Below are 24,817 nucleotides of genomic sequence, written 5' to 3'. Positions count from 1 at the left end.
GCGACAGGCGGATGACCGTCCGGAGTCAGGAGGCTCGCGGAACGGTGGTCAGGCGACTGGCAACCAAGGCCGCCCGACCGGGCAAGGTTCGATCCCGGCCAACTCCGGCCGGTCTTAGCCGGGGCCTCCGAGGACCGTGTCGGATCAGTCAACGGACCTTCAGCACATGCGATGCTGAAGCTCACTTTTAACCCACAGCAGACAAATCGGGCGCGCCGAGGTACTTCGGTTTGACCTATGGTACTGGTTGGGTAATCGGCGACAATCGGGAATGAAACGTGAGCGAGCATGACCAACCGATGGATCAGATTGAAAACGGCGAGCCCATCCGCCCGGTCTCTGGAGGCCACTGAAGATGCACACGCATGACATGTCCCGTTGGGCCCACGACCACATGTTCAATCAAGACCAAGCGCGACCGGGCGAACGGCGAACACTGATCATCGTCGTTGTGACTGCTGTCTTCATGGTCGTGGAGATCGTCGCGGGTCTTTACTACGGCTCAATGGCGCTCCTCGCCGATGGATTGCATATGGCAAGTCACGCGGCGGCACTCGGGATAAGCGCGGCGGCCTACGTCTACGCTCGCCGGCACGCGGGCGATCGGTGCTTTTCGTTCGGGACGGGCAAGGTCAACAGCTTGGCAGCATTCGCCAGCGCGATCCTCCTGGTCGGTTTTGCCGCGCTCATGGCGGTCGAGAGTATCGGACGCCTCTTCAACCCGACGACGATCAGTTTCGATCAGGCGATCCTGGTCGCCGTGCTTGGGCTCCTCGTTAACGGAGCCAGCGCGTGGCTGCTAGCCTCCACCCCACACCATCATGGGCACGATCACGACCACCACCATCACGGTCACCATCATGGCGAGGCGCCCGCGCCCGAACTCCACAAAGACCACAACCTGCGCGCCGCTTATCTTCACGTCCTCGCTGACGCGCTGACGTCACTTCTGGCGATTGTCGCCCTGTTGGCAGGCAAGTACGCGGGCGCGGTCTGGCTCGATCCAGTCATGGGCATTGTGGGAGCCATCCTCGTGGCGCATTGGTCGTGGGGGCTCCTAAGCGTTTCGGCGAAGGTGCTCTTGGACTGGCAGGCAGAAGATCCAGTGATCGACCAGTTGCGTGGAGCGCTTTTGGTCGACGAGAGCGACAGGATCGCCGATCTGCATGTCTGGACGATCGGCCAAGGTCAACATGCTGCGGAAGTCACCATAGTCACCGATCACGCACGAAGCCCGACTCATTACAAGGCGCTGATCCCGGAAGACTTAGGCATTGTGCATGTCACGATCGAGCTTCACCGCTGCGGCACGCTGGAAAGGACCGCCTGATCGGCCTCAAATCCACGGGCCGTCCTAAGTCGAGACGAGCCTCAGGTCCGGCTTTGGCCACTTTGCCCCGCCATTGGCCCTTATGTCGGAGGTCGGGTTGGCTCCCGATATCCGACATTGGCGCGCAGCTTCGCCGTCCTCTTAACCGAATCCGCTACCTCGTTCGTGCGCAGGGCAGCCGCTTGACCATCGCGCGGCTGGTCGCCACTTCTAGGGCGCGCCGACGCGAAACACGGAAGAACCCAAGGGGCTTTCGTGAGGAGAGAGGAAGGAACGGCACGATGAGTGCAGAAGCAGCCGAAGGTTCGGCTTACTGGTCGACGCAGGCCCGCACGCGCGTCACGGAGAACCCAAGGCTCGAGGTCATGGCGCGGAAATCATTTGTGATCGAACGTGCTGTCGAGGATGTCTGGCGGGTGATCGCCGACCCGCTGCATTGGGAGGCTGACGCCTTCCACAACCAGATTGTCGACATGAACGATGCCGGTGGCACCGGCACCTACTTCGAAATGCTCCACACCAACCATCCGATCATCCCCTGGCCCATGCCCGATCAGCGCTTCGTGGGGGTGATCATGGACTGGGAGCCGCTGCAGCGCCAATCCGTCGCGGAACTGAACATCGACGACAGCGCCGGCTCGAAGCGCACGCCGGATCACAAGCAACTGATCGAACTGGAACCGCTGGCGCCGGCGCGCACACGTCTCACCTACACGGTCGCCACGATCCGGATGGAGGGCATCAGCGAGGTTACCCGGTTTTTCTTTCGCCCCTGGGCGCGGCTTCAACTGCGCCGCGCGATCGGCAAGAAGCTCGCCCACATCCGCAAGGATCTCGCCCAGAGCGCTTGAGGGGCGCTTGAGGAGCGCTCGAGGGCCGCTCGAGGGCCACGCCCGCGCTGCGGCGCGACGGCACCGTCGGGAGGCAGCCGGGACACCCCTGGGACATCCGGAGCGCCCTCACGAAGGCCACATATCGTTGGACCGTTTCTTGAGGATGACGGTAGTATCGCGGCATGCACAAGTCCGTCCGCCATCGCACCGTGATCCCGGGCATTGAAGCCATCTCGATGCTTTCCGACCGGACCTTTCCACGCCACACGCATGACGAGTTCGGCTTTGGCTATCTTGTCGATGGGGGCCAGGAAAGCTGGAGCGGCCGCGGCCTTGTCGAGGCCGAGGCCGGTGACATCATCACCGTCAATCCGGGCGAGTTGCATGACGGGATCGGCAGAAAAGGCGCGGCACGGCATTGGCGTATGCTGTTTCTGACGCCGGGCGCCGTTGAGGCTTTCGCGGACCGTCCGGCATCCAGCGTCGAGCTGCAAAGGCCCGTCGTCCGCGATCCACAAAAGCTGGCGCTCGTCGCGCAGGCGATTTCCGCTGTCTGCTGCGATGAACCTGACCCGCAACGCATAGAGGAGCTGCTGCTGCTGGCGATCAGGAGCATCGCCGACACCGCGCAACCGGCATTGGAAGAGCAGGCGCGCCCAAAAGAGGTCGCCGCCGTGCTGGATAGGATCGAGACGGACTTCGCGCTGAAGCTCACGCTTTCCGACTTTGCGGCCGCCACTGGAATGAGCCGCTATCAGATCCTCCGCATGTTCGCAAAGGAGGTCGGGACCACACCGCATGCCTATCTGACCCAGCATCGCGTCAAGAAGGCGCGCGGGTATCTTCGTGACGGACTGCCGCTCGCCGAAGCGGCCATCGCGTCCGGATTTTCCGATCAGAGCCATATGACCCGCGCGTTCGTCAGGCAGTTCGGGATTTCCCCCGGCCGTTACAGAGCGGCAGGCTCCGCCTGAAGCCGCAATACCGTTCAAGAACAGCCAGCGGTTCTGACATAGGCTGCCCCCAATTCAGCGCAGTTTCGGGGCTACCATGCGGTTTTCCTACTCGCAGCACATGCAACAGACCTTTCCGAGCCGGGTGTCCGGTGTCCTCACGCTCGACGGCGTTCACAACCGGGCCGAGGTCGCGGCTGGCATCGCCAGGTTCTCGGGCCTTGCAGCCCAACGGCTGAACAGCGCCAGCGAAGGCGAGCTGCCGGAAATCAGGGCGTGGCGCCGGGCGTTCGCGACCATGGGGCTGAAGCCGACGCAATACAGGTGTGCCGCAGAGGCCCTTCTGAGGCGCTTCCGAAAAGATGGCAGCCTGCCGCGCATCCACCCGCTGGTCGACCTGTGCAACTCGGTTTCGATGGCGTTTGCGACCCCGATTGCGGTCTTCGACCGTGACCGGGTCAGCGGCGATCTGACCGTCCGCCAGGCAGTGGGGAACGAGACCTACCTTACGTTCGGCGGCGACACCGAGCACCCGGAGCCCGACGAGGTCATTTTCGCAGACGCGGAGGGGCAAGCCCATGCCCGCCGATGGGCCAACCGTCAAAGCCGCCTCTCCGCCGTCTCGAGCGAAACGACCCGTACGATCCTCGTGGCGGAGGCTTTGCACGAGACCGCCGAGGAAGACATGGCCCGTCTCGTCACGGCACTCTCGAACGCCTTGCGCGATGCTTATGACCTGGAACCGCAAACGGCGCTGCTGCTCGAACCCGCTGCGGCTTTCGCCTACTGACCGGGAACGGCCTCGCTGACCGCCCGGAAGCGCTGATCCAAAACGGCATCGCGGACTGTCCGTTGGTGTGCTCCGCCTGAACCACACTGAGCGGCATGTCCTGACAGTGGGCTGTCAGGAGCGGCCCACTGGACGGCTTCAGCTGCAAACCGGCAACCGTGTATTGTGTTGATCGATACTGACCTCAATGCAGGCTGACCGACATGTTGGTGCTGGAGGATTCAGAGTGCCGCTGCAGAACCGCGTGACACCCTTCTCAACCATCGAGGCCGTCGAATGCCGGGGTCTCGTCATGGGCAACCGTGGCTGCCTTCACGACAGCAACCGCGTGCTGCGCAGCCAAGGCTGGCGGACCAAGTCATGGATCACTTGCAGTCTGTCCTGGAAAGACCGCCGGCGTGAACTCATGAAGCCGCGGTCCTGGACCGAGCTGTTTTTTCTGGACGAGGCCGTGGCGCTCGCAGCGGGCCATCGCCCCTGCGGCTATTGCCGGCGCGACGACTATCGGAAGTTTCTCGCCTGTTGGGCCGCCGGGACCGGTTGGAGTCAAGCACGGCCGCCACGGCAGCCTGACGTCGATGCCAGGCTGCATGCCGAGCGCATCGACCGGCAGGGGCGCCAGCGCCATCATGACGCCAGGCTCGACCGCCTGCAGGACGGCTGCTTTGTGCTCCTGCCAAACCACCCGACCCAAGACGATCCAACGCCGTGGCTGGTTTGGGGCGCCCGGCTGTATCCTTGGTCGCACGCCGGCTACGGCCCTCCCGTCGAGCGACCCGCCGGGGTTACGGCCTGCGCCATCACGCCGGCGTCGACGGTTGCCGCGCTTGCCGCCGGTTACAGCCCCGTCGTTCATCACAGCATCGCCCATCCGGTTGGGCCGCCACCATGAGCGCCGTCCCGTCTAGCGGATCCAGTCGATCACCAGCGGCACCAGGAACGCGGTCAACAGGCCGTTCAGCCCCATGGCGATGCCGGCGAAGGTGCCCGCCACCTCGCTGACGTGAAAGGCCCGCGCGGTGCCGATGCCGTGGGCGGCGACCCCCGTGGCAAAGCCCCGTGCCTTCCAGTCACGAATGCCCAGCGCGTTCAGGAGCGGCGTCGCCAGCATCGCGCCCAGGATGCCGGTCAGGATGACCAGCACGGCGGTCAGCGACGGCAGGCCGCCGATCTGATCGGAAATGCCCATGGCAATGGGCGTGGTGACCGACTTCGGCGCCAGGGAGGCCAGGGTCTCGAAGCTCGCCCCCAGCAGGTAGGCCGTGCCGATGGCGGAGACCACCGCCGTGACCGCACCGCAGACCAGCGCCACCAGCATGGGCAGGAAAACGGCCTTCACCTTGCCGAAATGGCTGTAGAGCGGCACCGCCAAGGCCACCGTCGCGGGCCCCAGCAGAAAGTGGATGAACTGCGCGCCCTCGAAGTAGGTCTGATAGTCGGTACCGGTGAGAACCAGGACCGCGGCAAGCATGGCGACGGCCAGCGCGACCGGGTTCAGCAGCGGGTTGAGGCCCGCGCGTTCATAGATGAACTGGGCCAGCAGATAGGCGGCCAGGGTGACCGTCAGCCAAAGCAGCGGCCCGGCTCTGAGGTAGACCCAGATGTCGCCGAGCTCCGCGCTCATCCCCGCGCCTCTTCCTCTGTGGCGTCGTCCAGCTTCATCAGCCGGATCATGGCGCGCATGACCACGGCGGTGACCACGATGGTGGCCACAGCGCTGACCAGCAGCGCCGCTGCGATGGCCAGCCACTCGGCGGAGATCCTCTGCAGGTGCTGCAGCACGCCGACGCCAGCGGGCACGAAGAGCAGAGAGAGGTGATGCAGCAGCCCGCCGGCGGTCTGGTTCAAGGGCCCGGGAACCGAGCGCCGTACGGCGAGGAAGGCCAGCAGAAAAGCGAGCCCCAGCACCGGACCCGGCACCGGGAGTTCCAGAAGCCGCACCAATCCTTCGCCCAGAAGCTGGCAGAGCAGCAACGCGGTCAGCGAAGCGAGCATGATCCCTGAACGGCGCCGAAGGGCGGCTTACTCGGCGCCGGCGGACCCGGCGCGCCGCAGCTTTGCGGGCTTTTCACCGGCACTTTTGGCGCCGGCCCGGGCCTCGACGGTGTCGCAGATCTCCGCCACCACCTCTTCGACCAAAGCCTCGTCCTCGCCCTCAGCCATTACGCGGATCACCGGCTCCGTGCCGGACTTGCGGATCACCAGGCGTCCGCCGGCGCCCAGGCGCTCTTCGCCGGCGCGGATCGCCGCTTGGACGGCTTCATCCTCCAAAGGCGCGCCGCCGCCGAAGCGCACGTTGCGCAGCAACTGGGGAAAGGGCTCGAAAAGCTGAGTCACGGCCGAAGCCGGACGGTCCGACTGGACCACGACGGCGAGGATCTGCAGGGCCGCAATCAGGCCGTCGCCGGTGGTGGCGAAATCGCTGAGCACGATGTGGCCGGACTGTTCGCCGCCGACGTTGTAGCCGCCGGAGCGCATGCGCTCGACAACGTAGCGGTCGCCGACCGGCGTGCGGATGAGATCCAAACCGATTCCGGCAAGGTATCGTTCCAGGGCCAGGTTGGACATCACCGTCGCCACGATGGCGCCGCCGGCCAGCCGCTCCGCCTCCTGCCAGGAACCGGCGATCAAGGCCATCACCTGGTCGCCGTCAACCACATTGCCTTTCTCATCGGCCAGGATCGCCCGGTCGGCGTCGCCGTCAAGGGCAATGCCGAAGTCGGCGCCGTGCGTGACCACGGCCTCCTGCATGCGGCCGGGCTCCGTCGCGCCGCAGCGCTGGTTGATGTTGAAACCGTCGGGATAGACGCCCACCGGCACCACCTCGGCGCCCAGTTCGTAGAGCACCTTCGGCGCGACGCGGTAGGCCGCGCCGTTGGCGCAGTCGACCACGACCTTCATCCCATCCAGGCGCAGGCCGCGCGGAAAGCTGCTCTTCACGAACTCGATGTAGCGCCCGAAGGCGCCTTCCAGCCGCTCCGCCCGGCCCAGCTGATGGGCCGGAGCCAGCTTGGCATCGCCGTTGTCGATGCGCGCCTCGATGGCCTTTTCGACCTCGTCGGAGAGCTTGTACCCGTCGGGCCCGAAGATCTTGATGCCGTTGTCCTGATACGGATTGTGGGAGGCGGAGATCATCACCCCCAGGTCCGCACGCATGGAACGGGTCAGCATGCCGACCGCCGGGGTCGGCACCGGCCCCAGCTGGATGACGTCCATGCCGACGGAGATGAAGCCCGCCATCATGGCGGACTCCAGCATGTAACCTGAGAGGCGGGTGTCCTTGCCGATCACCACGGTGTGGCGATAGTCGCCACGGACGAATTCGCGGCCTGCGGCCTTGGCGATCGCCAGCGCGGTTTCCGCGGTCACAGGCTCCTGGTTCGCGGTTCCGCGAATGCCGTCTGTTCCAAATAGCTTTCGAGACATACTTAGGTCCTTTTTGCGGGTCCGGGCACCGCCCGACGGCCCCTGGTCCCGCTCGAATCCTTATACCAGAGGCGGGGCAGCGCTGTCCGGTGCTTCAAAACCGCTGGGCGCCAGCGTCATGGCACGCCAGACGTCGATCGCCTGGCGGGTCTCGGCGACGTCGTGGACCCTGAGGAGCTGCACCCCGCGCTGCAGGGCGAAGAGCACCGCCGCCAGGGAGCCGGGCAGCCGCGCCTTGGCCGGCTCGCCGCGGGACAGCTTGCCGATGAAGCTCTTGCGGCTGGCGCCCAGCAGAACCGGGCAGCCAAGCCCCTGAAACAGCGCAATCTGTTCCAAAAGCTGAAGATTGTGGGTCACGGTCTTGCCGAAGCCGATCCCGGGATCGACCACCACCTGATCGGCGGCGATGCCGGCCGCCGTGCAGGCCTCCAGACGCGCGGCCAGATAGTCGTAGATATCAAGGGCCACATGGTCGTAGCGGGGTGCCTGCTGCATGCTCTGCGGATCGCCCTGCATGTGCATCAGGACAACCGGTACGCCGGCCTCCGCTGCGGCGCTCAGGGCATCGGGGTCGCCACTGAGGGCGGTGACGTCGTTGATGATCCGCGCGCCGGCCGCCACCGCCTCGCGCATGATCGCGGCATGGCGGGTGTCGATGGAAACGCAGGCGCCGGCGCCGGCCAGCGCGCGGACGACCGGCAGCACGCGGGCGCGCTCCTCCTGCAGGGAGACCGGCTTGGCGCCGGGTCGTGTCGACTCGCCGCCGACGTCCACGATATCGGCGCCCTGCTGCAGCATCGCGAGCCCGTCGCGCACCGCGACCTCGGGATCGACCCGGTCGCCGCCGTCGGAAAAGGAATCCGGCGTGACATTGAGAATGCCCATGATGCGGGGGCGGTCGAGGCTGAGCCCGGCCAGCGGCGGGCGTGGCCGGGACAGGCGCTCCAGCAGCGCCTCGGCCACCCGGCTCTGGCCGGGCGCGCGGCGCTCCGCCCAGTGCGGCAGGTCTGCCAGTGTCAGCACGGCGCGCTCCCGCCGGCCTTCCTCCCGCCACACCGCCTCGCAGTGACCGAAGGCCAGGGGCCCGCCGGCGAGGCGTCTCAGCACCGCCGGCGCCTTGCCGTTGGGCCGCCCGCCGGGGCCGGCGGCAGCGGCCTCGGCCTCACTTGGCCCTTGCAGGCCGAGGGGCCGCAAGGTCAGGGTCGCGGGGTCGGGGTTGGTCATGGAGGCTGCTTATAGCGCCCGTCCCCGAGCGTTGAAAGCCCCGCGGGGGACGCCTGCCGGGCTCCGCCTGTTGCACGACCCGTTGCACGCCGGCCCAAGGAAAAAGGGCGGCCCCGACGGGCCGCCCCTCGTTTTCCGGCGTCGGCGCCAGCCCGGGCTAGCCGCCGGGCTGGGGCTCCGGCTCCATTCCGCCCGGCGGCTCTTCGCCGGTGTCCTTCTTGGCGGCCTTGCCGCTGGAGGGCACGGAAGACCGGCGGCCCGGCGCACCGTGGTCGGTGGGATCGCCGCGGTCGATGTTGCCGCCGTCGAGGATGGTCTGCACCTCGTCGCCACTGAGGGTCTCGTACTCCAGCAGGGCCTTGGTCACCGCATGGAGATCGTCCATATGCTCGGTCAGAACCTTGCGGGCGCGCTCCTCCGCCTCCTCGATGATGCGGCGGATTTCCTCGTCGATCAGCTTGGCGGTCGCACCGGAGATGGTCTGGCTGCGGGCAACGGAGTGGCCGAGGAAGACCTCCTCCTGGTTGTCGACGTAGCGCAGGCGGCCGAGCTTGTCGCTCATGCCCCACTCGGTGACCATGCGGCGGGCCATGTTGGTGGCCTGCTGGATGTCGTTGCTGGCGCCGGTGGAGACGTTCTCCATGCCGTAAATCAGCTCTTCGGCCATGCGCCCGCCGAACATCATCGCCAGCTTGGCGGTGATCTCCCGGAACTTCAGGCTGTAGCGGTCGGACTCCGGCAGGTTCATGGTGACGCCGAGGGCGCGGCCGCGCGGAATGATGGTTACCTTGTGCAGCGGATCGTTGCCCGGGGTGAAGAGGCCCACGAGGGCATGACCGGCCTCGTGATAGGCGGTCATTTCCTTTTCCTCTTCGCTCATCACCATGGAGCGCCGCTCGGCCCCCATCATGACTTTGTCCTTGGCGTTCTCGAAATCCATCATGGTGACCACGCGCTTGTTGGCGCGCGCCGCCAGCAGGGCGGCCTCGTTCACCAGATTGGCGAGATCGGCACCGGAGAAACCGGGAGTGCCGCGGGCGATGGTCTTGGGCTCGACATCGGGGCCCAGCGGCACCTTGCGCATGTGCACCTTGAGAATGCGCTCGCGCCCGATGATGTCCGGATTGGGCACCACGACCTGGCGGTCGAAGCGGCCGGGACGCAGCAGCGCCGGGTCGAGAACGTCCGGGCGGTTGGTGGCGGCGATCAGGATCACGCCTTCGTTGGCCTCGAAGCCGTCCATCTCCACCAGCAGCTGGTTCAGCGTCTGCTCGCGCTCGTCGTTGCCGCCGCCCAGGCCGGCACCGCGATGGCGGCCGACGGCGTCGATTTCGTCAACGAAGATGATGCAGGGGGCGTTCTTCTTGCCCTGCTCGAACATGTCGCGCACGCGGCTGGCGCCGACGCCGACGAACATCTCGACGAAGTCGGAGCCGGAAATCGTGAAGAAGGGCACGTTGGCTTCGCCGGCGATGGCGCGGGCCAGCAGCGTCTTACCGGTGCCCGGCGGGCCCACCAGCAGGCAGCCCTTGGGGATCTTGCCGCCGAGGCGCTGGAACTTCTGCGGGTCGCGCAGGTACTCGACGACCTCTTCCAGTTCCTGCTTGGCCTCGTCGATACCGGCCACGTCGTCGAAGGTCACGCGGCCCAGTTTTTCGGTGAGCAGGCGGGCCTTGGACTTGCCGAAGCCCATGGCCTTGCCGCCGCCGCCCTGCATCTGACGCATGAAGAAGATCCATACGCCGATGAGCAGCAGCATCGGGAACCAGTTGAGCAGCAGCATGAAGAGCGTGTTGTTGCTCTCGACCGGCTTCACGTCGAAGGTGACGCCGCCCTGCTCGAGGCGCTCGACCAGCCCGTCCAGATTGTCCGGACCGCGGGTGGTAAAGGTCCGCCCGCCATTCGCGGCGGTGTAGGTGCCTGTGATCTCGCTGCCCTGGATGGTGACCCTGCTGACTTCACCGGCCTCGACCTGACCCAGGAATTCCGAGTAGGCGATCTGCCCGGGGGCGCGACCGTCCATGGAACTCTGGAAGAAATTGAACAAGGCGAAGAGCAGCAGGACGATAATGATCCACAGTGCCGCGTTTCGACTGAAATTCACGATGATGTTCCCTGTTGCCCGCAAGCCTGCCGGTGCTGGCGTTCGTGCCTGACACCCCGGCTCTGCAGATGACTGCCCGGATACAGTGCTAAAGATAATGTGCGCGGCAGTCTAAACAACCGTAAATGCGGCCGCAGTTAACCCGTTTGCGGGTGTAAAACGGCAGAAGTTCAACCTCTTGGCCGCCCTTTGGTCGTCATAATAGCCCAGTAGTGGAACCGCAAGGAAGCCCCCTGGCCCGCTCAGGGCCGGCAGGGCGGCCCGCGCCGCCGCCGGGATGCGGCCGGCAAGCTCCGCCTTGTCCTCGGGCAAAGCGGCCTTCAGCCGCCGCCAGCCGGCGGACCCCAGGGCGGCAACCTGCAGCGGGCCCGCCCCCTCGCGGGGCCGGCTGCGCCCCTGAGCCGTCCCGAGACGCGGCCGCCTCAGTTCGAAACGGCCGTCCCAAAGCAGGCGGTCGCCGGGCTCCAGCAGCGCGGTGGCGCAGCGGCCGGCCTCGCGGACCAGCAGCCAGCGGTTGCCGCGCTGCAGCATCCGGCAGCCCCCCAGGGTGGCGCCCCGCGACAATCCGTCGCCGAGCATCGCGTGAAGGCGCCGCAGGCGGTCCAGCCGCGGTGTGTAGCGCCCGCCACCCACCGTCATCAGACAGTGCGCGAGCGTCCGCAGGGAGACCTCGTCACTGGCCTCCGCCAGCAGTTCCGGAGAGAGGGTGAGGAACCCGGCCGGATCCGGCTGGACCGCTTGGGCCATCAGGGCTGCGACCTCCCCTTCAAGGGCCGCGCGGGCCCGGCCGAGGTGCCCGCAGGCCGCCGCCAGCCGTTCCGGCGAGAGCCCCTCGCGGGCGAGGGCAGGCATCAGGCGGCGCAACCGCACCCGGGCAAAGCCCGCGTCCGCGTTGCTTGGGTCCTCGATCCAGCCTTCCCGCCGCGCCGCCGCGGTGGCAAGCAGCCGCGCCTTCGGCATCGACAGGAGCGGCCGCAAGAGGCGGAGTTCCGGCGTCTCGGCGAGCGGCGCCATGCCGGCGAGCCCCTCCAGCCCGCTGCCCCGGCCGAGACGCAGCAGCAGGGTTTCGGCCTGGTCTTCCAGGTGGTGGGCCAGAACCAGGTGCAGGATGCCCCGGCTGCGGCAGGCCTCGACCATCAGGGCGTAGCGGGCCTCGCGCGCCTTTGCCTGGGGCGAAGCCTCGGGTCTCGGCCCGCGCCAGCGCAGAACCCGGTGCGCAACGCCGAGGCGGGCGGCCTGCGCGCGGACCTGCGCCGCTTCCGCCGCGGCTTCAGGGCGCAGACCATGGTCCACGGTCAGGGCCAGCAGACTGCCGCGCCGGCGCGCCGTCCAGTCCTTGAGCAGGAGTGTCAGGGCCAGGCTGTCGCCACCCCCGGACAGCGCAACGGCAAGCGCCGGACGCGGCTCGAAGGGGCCGAGCGCCGCCATAGCGCTGTCAAACTCCTCAGCGGAAACCGGCGAAGACGCATTGTCCGGCATGGCCGACCCCATCCCCTCTGCGACTGATCGCGGGCCGGCCCGATTGCGGAGCGTCTTTACCCTGGGCTCAGCAGCCGATGCGCTGCGCCTCCTGACGGGCTCTTTGAATGATGGTGGCGGAGGCGTCGGCATAGCGCTCCTGCAGGACCTCGAAGGTGCCGCAGGCATCGTCCTTGCTGCCGAGCGAGGCCAGGGACATGCCCAGTTTCAGGAGATTGTCGGGCGCCTTGGGATTGTTGGGATAGGCCTCGAAACCCTCGGCAAAGGTCACCGCCGCCTGCTGGTAGTTGCCCCGCACGTAGTAGGTTTCGCCAAGCCAGTACTTGGCGTTGCCCGCCAGAGGATCCTGCGGATGCTGCTCCAGGAAGCTGGCCAAGGCCTGCTCGGCACCGTCGTAGTTGGCCTGGCGCAGCAGGCCGAAGGCGAAGTCGTACTGCTCCCGCGGCGTGCCGCCCGGCAGGGCCCCTGGCAGAGCTGCGGTCTGCGCCGGCGCAGCCGCAGCCGGGGCGCCCTGAGGTGCAGCCGGAGCGGCATCCGCCGGAATGTTCGCCTGCTGGCGGCGGAAGTTCTGCAGATCGGTCTCCGCGACGGTGCCCAGCGTGCCCGGCGTCGGACTGCTGGCCGCGCCGGAGGGAAGGCTCTGGGCAGGCGCGGCAGCGAGCGCGCCGGTCTGCGCCGGGTCCTGTGCAGTGCCGGCAGTGGCCGGGACCTGGCCCGGCGGTGCGGCGCCGGCGGCTGGCGGAGCGCCGCCTTCAAGCTGTTGCAGGCGCAGATCGACATCGGCGACCAAACGGTCCAGACGGTCCGTGACGCTGTCGGTCTGAAAGCGCATCTCCTCGACCTGGCCGGTCAGACTGCGCAGCTGCGCCTCGAACTGGTTGAGGCGCAGTTCGATCCGCGCCGCCTGGGTCGGGGTGACGCCGGACCCGGCCGCGCCGCCTGCGGCATCGGCCGGGGCCTCGCCACCGTAGACCTGTCGCTGAAGGTCGGAGAGCTCGCGCTGCAGACGCTGGATCCGGTCATCGACGGACTGGGCGGCCACCGGCTGCGGGCCGCCGGCAATCAGGGCCGCCGACAGCAGAGCCGCCGACAGCAGAGCCGCCGAAACCAGGCCGCAGGGGACCGCGGCGGCCGAAGCCAGCGCCGCAAAGAACGGCACCCGAAAGAAACGCAGTGGGCCCAGCACGCGGTCGGCGCCCCGCGTTCTCGTCGCCCGCGCGCGCCTCGTTCCTGTTCCCGTCGGTCGCGTCTTCGTCGCTGCGGTGGTCATTGCCTCATCCTCCGCCAAATCATCGCGCCAAAACCTCTGCGCCGGATCGTCTCTGGCCGGCGTGCTTCCCGATCGCGGCGGCCTCACTTCCGGGCCGGCTCACTTCGGACTGCCTCACTTCGGACTGCCGCTTCCAAAGGGATGGGCCCGCTCCGCCGCGTACAACGCGCAGCCTCCGGTCTGCCAGCGCTTCATGTCATTATTATGGCGCAGTTACGAAAACCCTTATAAGGCCCGCTTCTGCCGACGAAAAGGCCGTGCCGCGCCCAGCTGCCGAGTACGCGCAGGCCCGTGCCGGACGCCGCAAATAAAAAGGCCCCTTCGATCACCGCGGTCGCCCGCCCAACCGAAGGGGCCTCTTCGAAAAGACTGAGTTTCCGTCGCCCCGGACCCCGCTTCCAGGAAGCGCGCCCAGGCCATGGGAAACCGGAACCAGACGGCCCCTAGTTCACCACGAAAGCGCCGCGGCGGTTCTGGGCCCAGGCGGATTCGTTGGAGCCGAGCACGGCCGGACGCTCCTCGCCGAAGCTGACGGTGCTCAGGCGGCCCGGATTGATGCCAAGCGCGATCAGGTAGTCACGCACCGAATTGGCGCGGCGTTCGCCGAGGGCCAGGTTGTACTCCCGGGTGCCGCGTTCGTCGGCATGCCCCTCGATCGTGAGGGTCGTCGCGGGATTGGTGTCCAGCCACACGGCAAGCGCTTCGACCGTGCCGCGCTGGTCGGCGCGGATGTTGAACTGGTCGAAGTCAAAGAAGACGCGGTCGCCGACCTCCACAGTCAGATCTTCCTGGGTGCCGGCAGCCGGGCCGGGAATCGTGCTGGCCTGGGTTGTCGAGCCGGAGGAGCTGGACGTCGTGGAACCGCCGCCGGAGCCGCTGCCCGAAGTGGTCGCGGCCTCTTCGGACGGGGTTGAACAAGCCGCAAGCAGCATCGCCGCGAAGACGGTCGTAACTAGGGAAAAGCGCATAATCTGCCCTCTCAAACACATCCCCGGATTTTATGGATTGAGGCAGACCTGCCACCGGTGATTTCACAGGTCATGCCTGCTTGATATGCCCCCCCAACGACGGCCCATAAAGGCCGAAAATGGTTAACGGACTATACCGATGCCCCCCTAGGGAATCAAGGGGGACCAAGCCGGATCAGAGCCGTCCAGAGGCGTCACAAGCTCGCGTTCATTGAACCCTGTCAGATCAATCGTAAAGATCTTGCTAGTGATGCGTCCCTGCGAATCCGCCCGCGTGGTTCGGAAGTAGGAAAGCACCCTCCCGTTCGGCGCCCAGGTGGGCGCTTCGACATTATAATCGCGCACCAGCATCCGCTCCCCGCTGCCGTCGGCGCGCATGATACCAATGTAAAACTCCCCCGCATGCTGACGCGTGAAGGCGATCAGGTCGCCGCGCGGCGACCAGACCGGAGTGAAGTAATTCCCCTTACCACGACTGATTCGACGCACGTTACTTCCATCGCGATTCATCACATAGAGTTGAGGCCGCCCGCCGCGGTCGGAGTTGAAGACGATTTGACTCGAATCCGGTGAGAAGGACGGCGAGGTGTCGATTCCCGGATGATTGGTCAGCCGCTGCTGTCGCCGGGTGCGCAGGTCGATGGCGTAGACCTCCGAATTGCCCTCCTGCGCCATGGAGAGGATCACCGAATCCCCAAGGGTCGAGAACCGGGGCGCGAAGGTCATTCCCGGAAACTCCCCCAGCACCTCCTGCTGTCCGGTGTCGAGATTGAACAGATAGACCCTGGGCACTTCCCGCCTGCCGGAGCGCTGGAAGGCCAGATAGGTGATTTCCCGCGTCGACGGCGAGAAGCGCGGCGTCAGCACCGTTTCGTTGCCGGCGGTCAGGAAGCGGTGGTTCTGGCCATCCTGATCCATGATCGCCAGACGTTTGATGCGCCGGTTTTGCGGCCCCTGCTCGGCAATGTAGACAATCTGAGTATTGAAATAACCGGTTTCGCCGGTCAGGCGCTCATAGATGAAATCCGAGATTCGATGGGCGATGTTGCGCCAGTTCGCCTGCGTCGTGGTGAACTGACGGCCCTCCATCTGGGCTTCCGAGAACACGTCCCAGAGACGGAACTGCACGACCATTCGACCATCGGCCTGTAAGGCCACGTTGCCGGCCACCAGCGCCTGGGCGTTGATCAGGCGCCAGTCGCCGTAGCGCGGCCCGTTGCGCAGACTGGAGGCGTCCTGGATGAAGGCGCGCCTGTCGACCGGTCTGAACAGGCCGCTGCGCTCCAGGTTGGCGGCAACCACCTGCGCGATGTCGCTGCCCAGCTTCTGCTCATCGGCGATTTCCCCGAAGAGATCGGTGATGGCGATCGGCAGGGGCTCCACGAAACCCCGATTGATGTCCACCTGGAGCTGCGCCCGCGCCGGGCCCGGCGCCGCGAACACCGCGGCAACGAAAGCCGCCGCCAAAAGCGCCGGTACCAGGAAAAGGCTGCGGCAGACCCCCGCCGCTGAACGGGATTTGGAGCGCTGCATCGACGTCATGATCCGAACATCTCTCTCGGGTTGAAGGTCAGGTTCATCTGCTTCCATTCTGAATACTGGGCGACCGGCAGCTCGAAGGGGCTGCAGCGCAGGATCGCCCGGACGGCCGCCTCGGCAGCGGTGCGGAAGTAGGCGTCGCGGCCCATGCGCCGGAGGTCGACGACCTTGGGCTGGCCGATGACACGGCCGTCGGGGGCCAGGTTCACGATCACCTCGACGATCAGATCCTCGGCCTGCAGCGCCCCGGCGTCGGGGCTCCAGCAGCGCTCGATCTGGCCGCGGACCGAATTCTCGAGCTGCAGGCGCTGCACCGCGGAGACGCGCGCCTGAGGCGCCTGGGTCGGCGCCGCCGCGGTCTGCTGCTGGCGCTGCGGGGTCTCCTCCCTCAGCTTCTCCACGTTGCGCAGGATCGAGGTGATGCGGTCCTCCGGCTTCGGCTCCTCCTCCTTCGCCGGTTCCTCGACCTTCTCGGCCACCTGGATCTCCGGCTTGCGCGGCGGCTTGGGCGGCAGCCTCGTCTCGGGTTCGGGCTCCGGCTCGGGTTCCGGCTCGGGCTCGGGTTGCGGCTCGGGTTCCGGTTCGGGTTCCGGCTCAGGCTCTGGCTCCGGCACGGGCACAGGCTCCGGTTCGGGCTCGGGTTCCGGAACCGGTTCGGGCTCCGGCGGCGGCGGCGGCGCTTCGGCAATCTCCGGCTCCGGCTCCGGCGCCAGCTCAGGCGCTTCCGGCGGCTCCGGTTCCGGGTCCGGCTCGACCTCCTGTTCGACGCGTACCGCTTCCTCCGGCAGCGTGACCAGCTCAACCGGGATCGCGTCGAAGTCCGTCAAGGGCTCATGGAACACGGGCAGCCCGACCACCAGCGCGACGATCACCGCCAGGTGCAGAAGTCCGGAAAAGATGGCTGCCTTGACCATGCCTCAGTCGAATCGTGTCATTCTTTTGTCGTCCGTTGGGGACGCTAGTTGCCCTGGGAACCGTCCGGGGCGTCGTCCGGGGCGTCGTCCGCGGCAGGCGCCTGCCCCGCCGCCGGCACCGCCGCCTCGTCGCCCTTGGGCAGCTCGGCGATCAGCGCCACGCGCTGGAAGCCTGCGGTGTTCACCGTCCCCATCACCTGCATGATACGGCCATAGGCGATTGCCCGGTCGCCGCGCACGAATATGCGGGTGTCGGGCTTGCTTTCGGTAATCGCGCGCAGGCGCGGGACGAGCCGTCCGATGTCCACCGGCGAATCCTGAATGTAGATGGTGCCTTCAGAGTTGACGGAGATGACCAGCGGTTCATCCGGATCGGCGATCGATTGTGCCTGGGTCTTGGGCAGATCGACCGGCACGCCCACGGTCAGCAGCGGCGCCGTCACCATGAAGACGATGAGGAGCACCAGCATGACGTCGACGAAGGGGGTGACGTTGATCTCGCTGAGGGGCCTGTAGCGCCCGGCTTTGCGGCCGCGCCCACGGACCGCCGGTACAAGGGTTGCTGCCATGGCTCAGGCCTTCTCGTCGAGTTTGCGGGAGAGGATCGCGCCGAATTCGCCGGCAAAGGCCTCCAGGCGGCCGGCATAGCGGCCCAGATCGTTGGACAGCTTGTTGTAGCCGATGACCGCCGGGATCGCCGCCACCAGGCCGAGCGCGGTGGCGAAGAGCGCCTCGGCGATACCCGGCGCCACCACCGCCAGACTGGTGTTCTTGGCTGCAGCAATGGAGGTGAAGGCGTTCATGATGCCCCAGACCGTGCCGAACAGGCCGATGAAGGGCGCCGCCGAGCCGACCGAAGCGAGGAAGGTCATATGGCGCTCCAGGCGTTCCATCTCCCGCCCCAGGGCGATCTCCATAACCCTCTCGATGCGCTGCTGCAGACTGGCCTTGACCTCCGAGGCACTGCTGAGACCGCGCGCCGAGGAGCGGCGCCACTCGCGCATCGCCGAAACGAAGACCGAGGCCATCGGGTCGGGCGGGCGGTTGTCGAGACGGTCGTAAAGGTCGTCGAGGGAGCCGCCGGACCAGAAGGCCTCCTCGAACTGCCCGGCCCGTTCCTTCAGCCGGCGCATGCGCAGCACCTTTTCGAAGATGATCGCCCAGCTCCAGAACGAGGCCAGGATCAGGAGGACCATGACCGCCTGCACGACGATGTCGGCCTCCAGGAAGAGCCCCCAGACCGAAAGGGTCGGATCGACCGATCCTTCGAGTTCCAATGCGTTAACGGCGTCCTGTTCCATGGGTTACCCCTGCTCCATAGGCGTCAAGTGAGGCTGCAAGGCGGCACGGACCGTCGCCGGAATGCGGGTCGGGCGGCCGTCGTTGCGGACCGAAGCAACTTCTACTGTCAGATGCGCTAACACTTCGTCAGCACGCCAGACCGACTGGTCCGCGACCATGCTGGCGCCCTTCAGCGCGGTGAAGCGCGAGCGCACCTCGACCAGGTCGTCGAGACGGGCCGGGCGGCGGAAGTCGACGCTGCAGCGCCTGAGCGCGAAGACAACCCCGAAGCGGGTACGCAGGTCGGTCTGTTCGATGCCCAGCAGGCGCAGCACCTCGGTGCGCGCGCGCTCGGCGAAATTCAGGTAGCGGGCGTGGTAGACGATCCCGCCGGCATCGGTGTCCTCATAGAAGACCCGCAGGGGATAGCGGTGCTCGCCATCGGCCAGGCTGCCGGAAAGGGCGGTCAAGCCGAAGCCTCCCCGTTGCTGCCCGGGTCTTCGCCCGAATCGTCGACCGTCTCGTCGCCCAGCAGGTCGAGCTGCTCCAGCCCGCGCGGCGCCTCCAGTCCCAGGTAGGCGAAGCCGCCGCGCGACAGCACCCGCCCGCGCGGCGTGCGCTGCACCAGGCCCTGCTGGATCAGGTAGGGTTCGATGACCTCTTCCAGCACGTCGCGCTGCTCCGACAGAGCGGCCGCCATGGTTTCGACCCCGACCGGCCCGCCGCCGTAGTTGTCCGCCATGCAGCGCATATAGCGGCGGTCCATGGCGTCGAGGCCGCGCTCGTCCACGTCCAGGCGCTTGAGGGCGCCGTCGGCCTGGGGGGCGGCGATCACCTCCACCCCGGCCACGGCGGCGAAGTCGCGCACCCGGCGCAGCAGCCGCCCGGCAACCCGGGGCGTGCCGCGCGAGCGCCGCGCGATCTCAGCCGCACCGTCCTCGGTCAGCTGCATGTCCAGCACCTTGGCGCCGCGGCTGACGATCTGCTGCAGTTCTTCCGGCTCATAGAACTGCAGACGCAGCGGGATGCCGAATCGTTCCCGCAAAGGCGTGGTAATAAGGCCGGAACGCGTCGTGGCGCCCACCAGGGTAAACGGCGGCAGGTCGATCCGCACCGAACGCGCCGCCGGCCCTTCGCCGATGATGAGATCCAGATGGAAATCCTCCATCGCCGGGTAGAGCACCTCTTCCACGGCCGGGGAAAGCCGGTGGATCTCGTCGATGAACAGCACGTCATGGGGCTGGAGATTGGTCAGGATGGCGGCCAGATCACCGGCCTTGGCGATCACCGGGCCCGAGGTGGCGCGGAAGCCGACACCCATTTCCCGCGCCACGATCTGCGCCAGGGTGGTCTTGCCGAGGCCCGGCGGGCCGAAGAAGAGAACGTGGTCCAGCGCATCGCCGCGCCCGCGCGCCGCCTGCACGAAGACCCGCAGGTTCTCACGCACCGCGCGCTGGCCGATAAAGTCGTCGAGGTGGCCGGGGCGCAGGCTGAGTTCGCCGCCGTCCTCCTCGCGGAAGGTGGGGGAAATCACCCGTCCGTCGCTGGCGCTGCTGTCGCTCAAGCGCTCCCCTCCGTCACTGCGCCAGCTCCTTCAGCCCGGCCTTGATCAGCGCCTCGACCGGCGCCTCGGCCCCGAGATCGCCCATGGCCTTGGCGACCGCCGAGAAGGCTTCGGCGCGCCGGTACCCCAGGTTGACCAGGGCCGAGACCGCATCCTCGGAAACACCGGGGACCGCATTGCCACCACCGTTGGCGAGCGCCACCGGCCCGAGGGCCATGCCGCCGGCCTTGTCCTTCAGTTCCGAGGCGATGCGCCCCGCCAGCTTGGGCCCGACACCGCTGGCCCGCGCCAGTGCCGCCTTGTCCTGGGCGGCAATCGCCTGAACCAGTTCCGCCGGCGGCAGGACGGAGAGAATGGCCAGCGCCATCTTGGCGCCGACGCCCTGGACCCCGTTGAGAAGGCGATACCAGTCGCGCTCGGCGGCATCGGCAAAGCCGAAGAGATGAAAGTGGTCCTCGCGCACGTGGGTTTCGATCAGCAGGCTGGCCGCGCCGCCGGGCGGCGGCAGCAGGCCAAGCGTCCGGCCCGAGCAGTAAACCAGGTAGCCGACGCCGCCGACGTCCAGGATCGCCCAGTCCTCGCCGCTGGAATCGACGACCCCGGTGAGCTTGCCGATCATGCGGCGCCTCCCGAAGAGGCCGCCCGCCCGGAAGAGGTCGCACGCCCGGAAGAAACCTCACCCAAGGGATCTTCACGGCCGGCCGCCCAGCGCTGGCCGGTCGCATGATGATGGCTGTGGCAGATCGCCACGGCCAGGGCGTCGGCGGCGTCCGGCGCAGTCACGGCACAGCCGGGCAGCAGCCGCGCGACCATCATCGCAACCTGTTTCTTGTCGGCATGGCCGGTTCCGACCACCGCCTTCTTGACGATCATCGGCAGATACTCCGCCACCGGCAGGCCGCTCAGCGCCGGCGTCAGCAGGGCGATGCCGCGGGCCATGCCCAGCTTGAGGGTGGAGGAAGGGTTCTTGTTCGCCAGGGTCACCTCGACCGCCGCGGCGTCAGGCGTATGGGCCGCCACCACCGCAGCGATGCCGCGATGAAGCTGCAGCAGCCGCTCGGAGAGTTCGGCGCCGGTGTCGGATACGACAACGCCGTTGGCCAGATGGCGCAGATGGTTGCCCTCCGCCTCGATCATTCCCCAACCCGTGTGGCGCAACCCTGGATCCAAACCGAGAATTCGCATCGCGATTGTTCTGCTTTCCCCTCTCTTCAAAAGCCGCCTGCCCCGGGCATCCGGGAGTCCCGGCCCCCACCGGGATGCAGCCCCCGGCGTTCAGGACCGGCACGGGCCGGTCCCGGCCGCCGTGCCTCACGCCGTCAGGCGCGCCATAACATCGTCGCTGATCTCAAAGTTCGCCGAGACCCTCTGGACGTCGTCGCTTTCGTCCAGCACGTCCAACATCTTCAGCATGGTCTGGGCCTTGTCCTCGTCGATGGCCACCGTGGTCTGCGGCCGCCAGGTCAATTCGGCTTCGCTGGGATCGCCGAAGCGCTCGGTCAGGGCGTCGCGAACCGTCGAAAAGTCATCCGGGTCGCAGGTGACCTCATGCGCCTCACCACCGCTCTCCACGTTGCTGGCGCCGGCCTCGACAGCGGCCTCGAAGACGTCGTCGGCCGAGCCGATGGCGGCGGGATAGGTGACGACGCCGACACGGTCGAACATGAAAGAGACCGAGTTGGTCTCCCCCAGGCTGCCGCCGTGCTTGCTGAAAGCGGTCCGCACCTCGGAGGCGGTGCGGTTGCGGTTGTCGGTCAGCGCCTCGACGATGACGGCCACGCCGCCGGGGCCGTAGCCCTCGTAGCGCACCTCTTCGTAGTTGGTGTCGTCCTCGCCGCCGGCGGCCCGCTTGATCGCCCGCTCGATGTTGTCCTTGGGCATGTTGGCCGCCCGCGCCGCCTGCACCGCGCCCCTGAGGCGCGGGTTCTTGTCCGGCTCCGGTAGCCCGGATCTGGCCGCGACCATGATTTCCCGGGTCAGCCGGGCGAATTGCTTGGCGCGCTTCTTATCCTGCGCGCCCTTGCGGTACATGATGTTCTTGAACTGTGAATGGCCCGCCATAACGTGACGATCCTATCCTACATAGTGGGTCGATTTGCGGTAGAGCCTACCACATTTTGAGGTTAAGGGGCGCATTCAGCCCTCAGCGATAATCTCGCAATATGGCGACAATAGGGCGGCTTCTATCAGGTCGCGGGCCGAACCAAAAGCCTCTCCGCCGCCGGTTTGGTCTCCTGTCCGGTCTCCTGCCCGGGCCCACTCTCCGGCCGGGTTAACGGGTCCTTAAACCCCTTGGGCGAGACTGATGCGACGCGAAGATCCCGGGTGAAGGGCCCGGATCCCCTGGACGACGAGGACCTGCGCCGCAATGCCGCTGCCCTTGAACATCATCGACCTGGCGATCACCGAAGAGATTTCGGCCGATACCGCAGAGGTCGCGCGCCGCCTGGAGCAGGCGGCCGAGCTGGTCGAGGGCTTCGCCCAGCAGACCGGTCTCGAGGCCCTGGACAGCCTGCTGATCATGGCCGACGAAGCCGACAGCGAGGGACCGACCCGGGATGTCGTCGACGAGGTTCGCAGGATTGCCGGCGACATCGAGGACCAGAGCAGCGTCCTGCTCTGCGAGGTCGAGCGCTTCGTCTCCGTTTCCACCGAGCGCTAAGGCCACAACGCCTACCAGTCCGGCAGGTGTTCCCCCAGGCGCCCGCCCAGGCGCAGCGGGGCGACACGGGCGGCCAGGCCGCTGGTTTCGTCCGTCTCCACCAGGACCCCGCAAAGCGTCCCCTCCCCGCCGGCGACCGTGAGCCGGTCACCCCGCACCTTTTTGACGAAGCGCTCGATCGGCGCCTTTTTATCCATGCCGATCACCGAGTCATAGTCGCCGCACATGCCGGCGTCGCTCTGGTAGGCGGTGCCGCCCGGCAGAATCATGCTGTCCGCCGTGGGCACATGGGTATGGGTGCCGACGAACAGCGAGACCTTGCCGTCGACGAAGTGGCCCGCGGCCATCTTCTCCGAGGTGGCCTCGGCGTGGAAGTCGACCACCGCCGCGTCGACGCTGGCGCCCAGGCGATACTGGGCCAGCAGCCCCGCAATACAGGCAAAGGGGTCGTTCAGGTCCTCCATGAAGAGCTGGCCCATGACGTTGATGACCAGCACCTTTTTGCCGCGCTCGGTGGTGAACACCCCGACGCCGCGGCCCGGCGTTCCCCCGGGATAGTTGTGCGGCCTCAGCAGCCGCGGCTCGCCGCCGATGTAGGCCATGACCTCGCGCTGGTCCCAGCTGTGGTTACCCCCGGAAATGACGTCGACTCCGGCCTCGAAGAGCTGGCGGCAGATCTTTTCGGTGATGCCGAAGCCGGAGGCGGCGTTCTCTCCGTTGGCGATGACGAAGTCCAGCTTCAACTGTCGACGCAGGCCGGGAAGCCGCGCCAGCACGACGTCGCGGCCCGGCCGGCCGACGATATCACCGCAAAACAGAAGTCTCATAAAATCAATCGCTTTCCACGTCAGAGCGCACCACCGCCGCCTCGGTGACCACTGCGTTAAGGCGCTGATCGTTGCCGTCATGCGGCACCGCGGCGACCTGCTGGGCGGCGTAGGCAAGGCCGACGGCGAGGATATCGCCTTTGCCGCGCAGCAAGGCAAGGCTGCGGTCGTAGTATCCGCCGCCGTAGCCCAGGCGGTAGCCGCTTGCATCGAAGGCCAGCAGCGGCACCAGCAGAATCTGCGGCTCCAACTGCGGCTTCTCGGGCAGGGGTTCGCGGGTGCCGAGCGCCGCCGGAACCAGGGCGTCGCCTGGCGCCCAGGTCCGGAATTCCAGCGGGCGCTCAGGTCCCGCCAGGGCCGGCAGGGCGAGCCGGCAGCCGGCCTCCCCAAGAGCCCGGAGCAGCGGGCGCGGATCGATCTCCTCGGCCATCGGCCAGTACCCGGAGACGACGGTGCCTGGCTCAGGGGCGAAAGCGGAGAGAAACTGTCCGCAAAGGGCTGTCGCGGCCCGCGGTCCCGCAGGCGTGTTGGCGGCGGCGGCGCGGACGGTCCGGGCTTCGCGGCGCAAGGCGCGCTTGGCCGCCGCCAGCCCTTCGGCGCCTTCCGCCTCCGGCGCGTCGGCGCTCATCGCGTTCCGCCGCACCGGCGGGCGGCTTCAGGGGAACAGAGGTGCAGGCGTTTCACTCGGAGGAAAGGTCGGGCGGCGCCGCGGTGGCCGTTGGTAGCATGGGATCCTCTGTGGCCTGCCAAGCAGGTGGGCGCCATATACCGAGGCCAGGGCCCCGGCAGGGACAGCTCCCGAGAGGTTCGGTATTGGCCCCAGGGATCGCGAAACCTGACGCACCCCGCAGCGCCGCCCGCCAAACCTTGGATTATCTATGCCTCCTGAAGGCGGGCGGCAATAGCCTCGATGCGCTGGGCACAGGCCTCCAGCGCCTGGGTGGCTCTCTCGTCGCCGGAATCGGGTGCAGATTTTGCCCCTGCGCCGTAGCCCGCCGCCTGGCCCAGAGGCACATCGCCGGTCTTCAGGCCGTCGATCTGGCGCCGGGCATCGAACAGCTCGTCGGCCACCAGCAGACAGGACATGAAGAGGAGGCGCTGCTCGCCGACCTGGCCAATACTGCCTTCCAGCTCGCCGACCTTGCGGTCGATGTACTCGGCCAGTTTCAGCAGGTGGCCCTCCTGCCCGTCGTCACAGGTGACCTGATAGGAGCGGCCGTGAACCATCAGGGAAATCTGTGCCATCGTTGCGTCCTAATCTAACCGGCGAGGCGGCGCAGCCGCAGGATGGCCGAGTCGAGGCGGGTCGAGACGGTGCTGGCGAGTTGCTGCAGAACGGCGTTCTCGCGCTGTGCGGCCTTCAGGGCATCCCGCAACGCCTGATCGTCGGCGCCGCTTCCCGCCGCGGCGCGCGCCGTGACAACCTGTTCCAGGTTGTCGATCGCCCGCTGCAGCCGCTTGCTGGCTTTGTCCAACTGTGCCATTGGCGTTTCGTCCAGTCCTCTTTGGCCAGCCATGGTGTGCAGCCGACCGTCTGCTACCGTATTCAACGCTTGTCACCATAGGCGTGCGCGCCGTGACCGGTCAACTGGCGAGCCCTCGGCGCGGCCTGCGGGCCAGCCCCGCGCCCAGCCCTGCGCCCAGTCCCGCGCA

Annotated in this window: 27 protein-coding genes and 1 other RNA gene; 6 read left to right on the top strand and 22 right to left on the bottom strand. The window is 67.3% G+C overall.

The annotated features are described in order from the left end of the window. Positions 1 to 355 precede the first annotated feature (355 nt). The 5 genes from dmeF to ACO06P_RS19770 all read left to right on the top strand — a co-directional run bounded on the left by dmeF (position 356) and on the right by ACO06P_RS19770 (position 4,798). The gene (gene dmeF, locus ACO06P_RS19790) at positions 356 to 1,330 is read left to right on the top strand and encodes a CDF family Co(II)/Ni(II) efflux transporter DmeF (protein ID WP_420346943.1); all 975 of its coding nucleotides are present in this window, start codon (positions 356 to 358) and stop codon (positions 1,328 to 1,330) included. A gap of 281 nt (positions 1,331 to 1,611) precedes the next feature. Continuing rightward, positions 1,612 to 2,181: an SRPBCC family protein gene (locus tag ACO06P_RS19785; protein ID WP_420346942.1), complete on the top strand. Its 570-nt coding sequence runs from the start codon at positions 1,612 to 1,614 to the stop codon at positions 2,179 to 2,181. Positions 2,182 to 2,345: 164 nt separating this feature from the next. Next, positions 2,346 to 3,137 carry a helix-turn-helix domain-containing protein gene (locus ACO06P_RS19780; RefSeq protein WP_420346941.1) on the top strand — a complete coding sequence of 264 codons (792 nt, stop codon included), beginning with the start codon at positions 2,346 to 2,348 and terminating at the stop codon, positions 3,135 to 3,137. Between the two features lie 76 nt (positions 3,138 to 3,213). Beyond that, positions 3,214 to 3,906 (top strand): B3/4 domain-containing protein, encoded by a 693-nt coding sequence (locus ACO06P_RS19775; protein WP_420346940.1) that lies wholly within the window; start codon positions 3,214 to 3,216, stop codon positions 3,904 to 3,906. A 226-nt stretch (positions 3,907 to 4,132) separates the two neighbouring features. Continuing rightward, the gene (locus ACO06P_RS19770; protein WP_420346939.1) at positions 4,133 to 4,798 is read left to right on the top strand and encodes a hypothetical protein; all 666 of its coding nucleotides are present in this window, start codon (positions 4,133 to 4,135) and stop codon (positions 4,796 to 4,798) included. A gap of 12 nt (positions 4,799 to 4,810) precedes the next feature. Here the strand turns inward: ACO06P_RS19770 and ACO06P_RS19765 are convergent, their stop codons facing one another. The 17 genes from ACO06P_RS19765 to ACO06P_RS19685 form a co-directional block, all read right to left on the bottom strand. Then, the gene (locus tag ACO06P_RS19765) at positions 4,811 to 5,530 is read right to left on the bottom strand and encodes an LrgB family protein (RefSeq protein WP_420346938.1); all 720 of its coding nucleotides are present in this window, start codon (positions 5,528 to 5,530) and stop codon (positions 4,811 to 4,813) included. Then, a complete protein-coding gene (locus ACO06P_RS19760) occupies positions 5,527 to 5,901 on the bottom strand; it encodes a CidA/LrgA family protein (protein ID WP_420346937.1) in 375 nt (124 codons plus the stop codon). Before ACO06P_RS19760 ends, ACO06P_RS19765 begins: the two co-directional genes overlap by 4 nt. Before the next feature lie 27 nt (positions 5,902 to 5,928). Then, positions 5,929 to 7,332, bottom strand: a complete 1,404-nt coding sequence (gene glmM / locus ACO06P_RS19755) for a phosphoglucosamine mutase (protein ID WP_420346936.1) — start codon at positions 7,330 to 7,332, stop codon at positions 5,929 to 5,931. A gap of 60 nt (positions 7,333 to 7,392) precedes the next feature. Continuing rightward, the gene (gene folP, locus ACO06P_RS19750) at positions 7,393 to 8,556 is read right to left on the bottom strand and encodes a dihydropteroate synthase (protein WP_420346935.1); all 1,164 of its coding nucleotides are present in this window, start codon (positions 8,554 to 8,556) and stop codon (positions 7,393 to 7,395) included. 157 nt (positions 8,557 to 8,713) lie between these two features. Next, entirely contained in the window at positions 8,714 to 10,660 is a 1,947-nt protein-coding gene (ftsH, locus tag ACO06P_RS19745) for an ATP-dependent zinc metalloprotease FtsH (RefSeq protein WP_420346934.1), read from the bottom strand. A 111-nt stretch (positions 10,661 to 10,771) separates the two neighbouring features. Next, the gene (tilS, locus tag ACO06P_RS19740) at positions 10,772 to 12,139 is read right to left on the bottom strand and encodes a tRNA lysidine(34) synthetase TilS (protein WP_420346933.1); all 1,368 of its coding nucleotides are present in this window, start codon (positions 12,137 to 12,139) and stop codon (positions 10,772 to 10,774) included. A 67-nt stretch (positions 12,140 to 12,206) separates the two neighbouring features. After that, positions 12,207 to 13,409 carry a tol-pal system protein YbgF gene (gene ybgF, locus ACO06P_RS19735; RefSeq protein WP_420346932.1) on the bottom strand — a complete coding sequence of 401 codons (1,203 nt, stop codon included), beginning with the start codon at positions 13,407 to 13,409 and terminating at the stop codon, positions 12,207 to 12,209. A 443-nt stretch (positions 13,410 to 13,852) separates the two neighbouring features. Further along, positions 13,853 to 14,377 carry a peptidoglycan-associated lipoprotein Pal gene (gene pal, locus ACO06P_RS19730; protein WP_420346931.1) on the bottom strand — a complete coding sequence of 175 codons (525 nt, stop codon included), beginning with the start codon at positions 14,375 to 14,377 and terminating at the stop codon, positions 13,853 to 13,855. Positions 14,378 to 14,524: 147 nt separating this feature from the next. After that, positions 14,525 to 15,919 carry a Tol-Pal system beta propeller repeat protein TolB gene (tolB, locus tag ACO06P_RS19725; RefSeq protein ID WP_420346930.1) on the bottom strand — a complete coding sequence of 465 codons (1,395 nt, stop codon included), beginning with the start codon at positions 15,917 to 15,919 and terminating at the stop codon, positions 14,525 to 14,527. After that, positions 15,916 to 16,830 carry a cell envelope integrity protein TolA gene (locus tag ACO06P_RS19720; protein ID WP_420346929.1) on the bottom strand — a complete coding sequence of 305 codons (915 nt, stop codon included), beginning with the start codon at positions 16,828 to 16,830 and terminating at the stop codon, positions 15,916 to 15,918. The genes tolB and ACO06P_RS19720 overlap by 4 nt, the downstream gene beginning before the upstream one ends. Before the next feature lie 44 nt (positions 16,831 to 16,874). After that, positions 16,875 to 17,399 (bottom strand): protein TolR, encoded by a 525-nt coding sequence (gene tolR, locus ACO06P_RS19715; protein WP_420346928.1) that lies wholly within the window; start codon positions 17,397 to 17,399, stop codon positions 16,875 to 16,877. A 3-nt stretch (positions 17,400 to 17,402) separates the two neighbouring features. Further along, positions 17,403 to 18,131 carry a protein TolQ gene (gene tolQ, locus ACO06P_RS19710; RefSeq protein ID WP_420346927.1) on the bottom strand — a complete coding sequence of 243 codons (729 nt, stop codon included), beginning with the start codon at positions 18,129 to 18,131 and terminating at the stop codon, positions 17,403 to 17,405. A 3-nt stretch (positions 18,132 to 18,134) separates the two neighbouring features. Continuing rightward, the gene (gene ybgC / locus ACO06P_RS19705) at positions 18,135 to 18,581 is read right to left on the bottom strand and encodes a tol-pal system-associated acyl-CoA thioesterase (protein WP_420346926.1); all 447 of its coding nucleotides are present in this window, start codon (positions 18,579 to 18,581) and stop codon (positions 18,135 to 18,137) included. Further along, positions 18,578 to 19,675, bottom strand: coding sequence for a Holliday junction branch migration DNA helicase RuvB (gene ruvB / locus ACO06P_RS19700; RefSeq protein ID WP_420346925.1), 1,098 nt, complete (start codon positions 19,673 to 19,675; stop codon positions 18,578 to 18,580). Before ruvB ends, ybgC begins: the two co-directional genes overlap by 4 nt. A gap of 13 nt (positions 19,676 to 19,688) precedes the next feature. Beyond that, positions 19,689 to 20,294, bottom strand: a complete 606-nt coding sequence (gene ruvA / locus ACO06P_RS19695) for a Holliday junction branch migration protein RuvA (protein ID WP_420346924.1) — start codon at positions 20,292 to 20,294, stop codon at positions 19,689 to 19,691. Continuing rightward, positions 20,291 to 20,812, bottom strand: a complete 522-nt coding sequence (gene ruvC, locus ACO06P_RS19690) for a crossover junction endodeoxyribonuclease RuvC (RefSeq protein ID WP_421938145.1) — start codon at positions 20,810 to 20,812, stop codon at positions 20,291 to 20,293. The genes ruvA and ruvC overlap by 4 nt, the downstream gene beginning before the upstream one ends. Before the next feature lie 174 nt (positions 20,813 to 20,986). Continuing rightward, a complete protein-coding gene (locus tag ACO06P_RS19685; RefSeq protein WP_420346922.1) occupies positions 20,987 to 21,736 on the bottom strand; it encodes a YebC/PmpR family DNA-binding transcriptional regulator in 750 nt (249 codons plus the stop codon). Positions 21,737 to 22,043: 307 nt separating this feature from the next. Here ACO06P_RS19685 and ACO06P_RS19680 point away from each other — a divergent pair, with 307 nt between their 5' ends. Further along, positions 22,044 to 22,337 (top strand): hypothetical protein, encoded by a 294-nt coding sequence (locus ACO06P_RS19680; RefSeq protein WP_420346921.1) that lies wholly within the window; start codon positions 22,044 to 22,046, stop codon positions 22,335 to 22,337. A gap of 11 nt (positions 22,338 to 22,348) precedes the next feature. Here ACO06P_RS19680 and ACO06P_RS19675 read toward each other — a convergent pair whose 3' ends face one another. The 5 genes from ACO06P_RS19675 to ACO06P_RS19655 form a co-directional block, all read right to left on the bottom strand. Then, positions 22,349 to 23,164, bottom strand: coding sequence for a TIGR00282 family metallophosphoesterase (locus ACO06P_RS19675; RefSeq protein ID WP_420346920.1), 816 nt, complete (start codon positions 23,162 to 23,164; stop codon positions 22,349 to 22,351). A 4-nt stretch (positions 23,165 to 23,168) separates the two neighbouring features. After that, the gene (locus tag ACO06P_RS19670; protein ID WP_420346919.1) at positions 23,169 to 23,792 is read right to left on the bottom strand and encodes a 5-formyltetrahydrofolate cyclo-ligase; all 624 of its coding nucleotides are present in this window, start codon (positions 23,790 to 23,792) and stop codon (positions 23,169 to 23,171) included. Between the two features lie 71 nt (positions 23,793 to 23,863). After that, positions 23,864 to 24,021, bottom strand: a non-coding RNA gene (gene ssrS, locus ACO06P_RS19665) — 6S RNA. A gap of 19 nt (positions 24,022 to 24,040) precedes the next feature. After that, positions 24,041 to 24,409: a cell division protein ZapA gene (gene zapA, locus ACO06P_RS19660; RefSeq protein WP_420346918.1), complete on the bottom strand. Its 369-nt coding sequence runs from the start codon at positions 24,407 to 24,409 to the stop codon at positions 24,041 to 24,043. A gap of 14 nt (positions 24,410 to 24,423) precedes the next feature. Continuing rightward, positions 24,424 to 24,648: a hypothetical protein gene (locus ACO06P_RS19655; RefSeq protein WP_420346917.1), complete on the bottom strand. Its 225-nt coding sequence runs from the start codon at positions 24,646 to 24,648 to the stop codon at positions 24,424 to 24,426. Between the last annotated feature and the right edge of the window lie 169 nt (positions 24,649 to 24,817).

Origin of the sequence: Pelagibius sp. (assembly GCF_965227505.1) — a bacterium.
In the GTDB taxonomy this organism is placed as follows: Bacteria; Pseudomonadota; Alphaproteobacteria; order Kiloniellales; family Kiloniellaceae; genus Pelagibius.
This window is presented reverse-complemented; position numbering and strand designations above follow the sequence as displayed.

What these genes read in the sequence shown, in the direction of transcription:
- tilS (WP_420346933.1), bottom strand. Translation starts at nt 12,139, where the DNA reads ATGCCGGACAATGCGTCTTCGCCGGTTTCCGCTGAGGAGTTTGACAGC.
- tolB (WP_420346930.1), bottom strand. Translation starts at nt 15,919, where the DNA reads ATGACGTCGATGCAGCGCTCCAAATCCCGTTCAGCGGCGGGGGTCTGC.
- dmeF (WP_420346943.1), top strand. Translation starts at nt 356, where the DNA reads ATGCACACGCATGACATGTCCCGTTGGGCCCACGACCACATGTTCAAT.
- ruvA (WP_420346924.1), bottom strand. Translation starts at nt 20,294, where the DNA reads ATGATCGGCAAGCTCACCGGGGTCGTCGATTCCAGCGGCGAGGACTGG.
- tolQ (WP_420346927.1), bottom strand. Translation starts at nt 18,131, where the DNA reads ATGGAACAGGACGCCGTTAACGCATTGGAACTCGAAGGATCGGTCGAT.
- ACO06P_RS19765 (WP_420346938.1), bottom strand. Translation starts at nt 5,530, where the DNA reads ATGAGCGCGGAGCTCGGCGACATCTGGGTCTACCTCAGAGCCGGGCCG.
- ACO06P_RS19655 (WP_420346917.1), bottom strand. Translation starts at nt 24,648, where the DNA reads ATGGCACAGTTGGACAAAGCCAGCAAGCGGCTGCAGCGGGCGATCGAC.
- ACO06P_RS19780 (WP_420346941.1), top strand. Translation starts at nt 2,346, where the DNA reads ATGCACAAGTCCGTCCGCCATCGCACCGTGATCCCGGGCATTGAAGCC.
- ACO06P_RS19680 (WP_420346921.1), top strand. Translation starts at nt 22,044, where the DNA reads ATGCCGCTGCCCTTGAACATCATCGACCTGGCGATCACCGAAGAGATT.
- ACO06P_RS19685 (WP_420346922.1), bottom strand. Translation starts at nt 21,736, where the DNA reads ATGGCGGGCCATTCACAGTTCAAGAACATCATGTACCGCAAGGGCGCG.
- ruvC (WP_421938145.1), bottom strand. Translation starts at nt 20,812, where the DNA reads ATGATCGAGGCGGAGGGCAACCATCTGCGCCATCTGGCCAACGGCGTT.
- pal (WP_420346931.1), bottom strand. Translation starts at nt 14,377, where the DNA reads ATGCGCTTTTCCCTAGTTACGACCGTCTTCGCGGCGATGCTGCTTGCG.
- ybgF (WP_420346932.1), bottom strand. Translation starts at nt 13,409, where the DNA reads ATGACCACCGCAGCGACGAAGACGCGACCGACGGGAACAGGAACGAGG.
- tolR (WP_420346928.1), bottom strand. Translation starts at nt 17,399, where the DNA reads ATGGCAGCAACCCTTGTACCGGCGGTCCGTGGGCGCGGCCGCAAAGCC.
- zapA (WP_420346918.1), bottom strand. Translation starts at nt 24,409, where the DNA reads ATGGCACAGATTTCCCTGATGGTTCACGGCCGCTCCTATCAGGTCACC.
- ACO06P_RS19675 (WP_420346920.1), bottom strand. Translation starts at nt 23,164, where the DNA reads ATGAGACTTCTGTTTTGCGGTGATATCGTCGGCCGGCCGGGCCGCGAC.
- ACO06P_RS19775 (WP_420346940.1), top strand. Translation starts at nt 3,214, where the DNA reads ATGCGGTTTTCCTACTCGCAGCACATGCAACAGACCTTTCCGAGCCGG.
- ACO06P_RS19670 (WP_420346919.1), bottom strand. Translation starts at nt 23,792, where the DNA reads ATGAGCGCCGACGCGCCGGAGGCGGAAGGCGCCGAAGGGCTGGCGGCG.
- ACO06P_RS19720 (WP_420346929.1), bottom strand. Translation starts at nt 16,830, where the DNA reads ATGGTCAAGGCAGCCATCTTTTCCGGACTTCTGCACCTGGCGGTGATC.
- glmM (WP_420346936.1), bottom strand. Translation starts at nt 7,332, where the DNA reads ATGTCTCGAAAGCTATTTGGAACAGACGGCATTCGCGGAACCGCGAAC.
- ACO06P_RS19785 (WP_420346942.1), top strand. Translation starts at nt 1,612, where the DNA reads ATGAGTGCAGAAGCAGCCGAAGGTTCGGCTTACTGGTCGACGCAGGCC.
- folP (WP_420346935.1), bottom strand. Translation starts at nt 8,556, where the DNA reads ATGACCAACCCCGACCCCGCGACCCTGACCTTGCGGCCCCTCGGCCTG.
- ACO06P_RS19760 (WP_420346937.1), bottom strand. Translation starts at nt 5,901, where the DNA reads ATGCTCGCTTCGCTGACCGCGTTGCTGCTCTGCCAGCTTCTGGGCGAA.